Below are 1,853 nucleotides of genomic sequence, written 5' to 3'. Positions count from 1 at the left end.
TGGATCGGCAGCAAGCAGCGTAGATCTGCCCGCAGATCACCCATGAAGAAGCTGTCCGGAAAACGCGTGGCCCCTCACTCCCACCTCACCGCGCTTGTGAACGGCTACCACGATGTCTTCGCCAACCTCACAACGCACGCCGCCAGCCTGACCATCAGCCCCGCCCGCGCCGCCTGAACCTCCTCCGTCAGCCCAACTCATCGATCCCCTAACCTCGCAGATGACAGCGCCGGTAGGGTCGGTCCCCAACCACACCGAGAGCACCACAAGCACTCGAGGGGACCCGATGCAGCTGCGTGACATCCAGAAGCTGACCTGGGACAACAAGATCTCCAAAGGCTTCAACACCACGGACCTGGCGTTGGAGTTCGCGCTCGCGCACGCGGAGTTGTCGGAGGCGTTCGAGGCCGCCCGCAAGGACCCCGACCACCTCGGCGAAGAACTCGCCGACACTCTCCTGTTTCTCGTCAGCATCGCTGAGATGCGCGGCATCGACCTCGACAGCGCAGTCGAGGCCAAGCTCGCCAAGAACGCCGCCCGCACCTATCGGCGCACCGACAACGGGGTTTTGGTCAAGACCGACGAGACGCTCGCCAACGAACGCCAGTCCTGAACCCGCTTTGCAGATCAGCTTCAGGGGTGCGGTTCTGGCAGCGCGGTGATGTTGGGCCCTTCGGTCACTCGATCGGACGTTCGAAACCGAGACGAGGCGCTTCCGTAGCTCCTAGGCTCGGCAGAGTGACAACCGCTGAGTTCGCTGAACCCTGCCGAGGCTTCTGGGCCGATAGCGCCCGCATCCGTGCTGGTTATCTGGCTGATGTACCGACACAGACCCTCGTCTTGAAGGTCGCCGAAGAGGTCGGCGAGGTCGCGGAAGCCTACATCGGGATGACCGGCGGCAACCCGCGCAAGGGCGTCCACAAGACCAGGACAGACGTCCTTGACGAGCTGGCCGATGTCATGCTGGCCGCCGCGGTGCCCATGGTCGATCTGGCGGGCGGCGCCCAACAGGCTGAACGGCACATGGCCGAGCGGCTCGGGATCGTCTCCGCCCGCGCGGTCGCCGCCCCGCCGGCCAGAGTGGAAGCCGCCGCTGACGGCTGGTACGGGTCCTTCGTTGCGCCCCATATCCTGCTGCAGCGCCAGGACGGTCAGGTGCTGATGCTGCGCCGCTACAACACCGGGTACGCCGACGGCTGGCTCTGCCCACCCGCAGGGCGGATCGAGCCAGGCGAAGACGTCTTGGCGGCCGCGATCCGCGAGGCCACCGAGGAGACCGGCGTGCGCCTACGCCGCGAGGACGCCCAGTTCTCCCACGTCATGCACCGCACTTCGGCGACGTTGCCTGGGCAATGCCATGCGGTCAGCGACTACTGGTTCTGCTTCCGCCGCTGGGAGGGCGAGCCCCACGCCGCCGAACCAGACAAGGCGTCGGAGGCAGTGTGGATCAATCCCGAACGCCCCCCAGACGACGTGATCCCTCACTGCGCGCTGGCTCTCACCGCGATCACACGTGGTGAGGCGTTCAGCGTGCATGGCTGGACCTGATTCAAGGTGGGGCTGGCCTGCTCCAGCGCTGCCGCGAAACCAGGCTGCGCCATGACCTGTAGCAGCCATACCGAGCTCCAGGCCAGCCGATCCTACGAATTGCCGGCTCCAGACCCGTGCCTGAACGGTAGGACAACCCCCTTTCAGGGGCGGGTGGCGATGATGGCTTCGGTACGGACGACTTCGTCGAACGTGCCGACGGGCGCGAAATCGGTAAGTGCTTCCCGTAGGTCGTGTTCGAAGGCGTCTTTGCGGTCGCCGAGTTGGGCGGGGCTGGAGTAGCTGTAGGAGAACTGCAGGCCGAT

Annotated in this window: 2 protein-coding genes; both read left to right on the top strand. The window is 65.6% G+C overall.

Going from position 1 to position 1,853, the window contains the following annotated elements; all coding sequences use genetic code 11:
- Window positions 1-286: 286 nt before the first annotated feature.
- On the top strand, window positions 287-613 hold the full coding sequence (locus tag BJF79_RS39010) for a MazG nucleotide pyrophosphohydrolase domain-containing protein (protein ID WP_075904960.1): 327 nt from the start codon (window positions 287-289) through the stop codon (window positions 611-613).
- 227 nt (window positions 614-840) lie between these two features.
- Complete coding sequence (locus BJF79_RS39005) at window positions 841-1,548, top strand: NUDIX domain-containing protein (protein ID WP_083734568.1); 708 nt, start codon at window positions 841-843, stop codon at window positions 1,546-1,548.
- Window positions 1,549-1,853 lie beyond the last annotated feature (305 nt).

It is taken from the genome of Actinomadura sp. CNU-125, from assembly GCF_001942465.1.
Taxonomy (GTDB): domain Bacteria; phylum Actinomycetota; class Actinomycetes; order Streptosporangiales; family Streptosporangiaceae; genus Spirillospora.
This window is presented reverse-complemented; position numbering and strand designations above follow the sequence as displayed.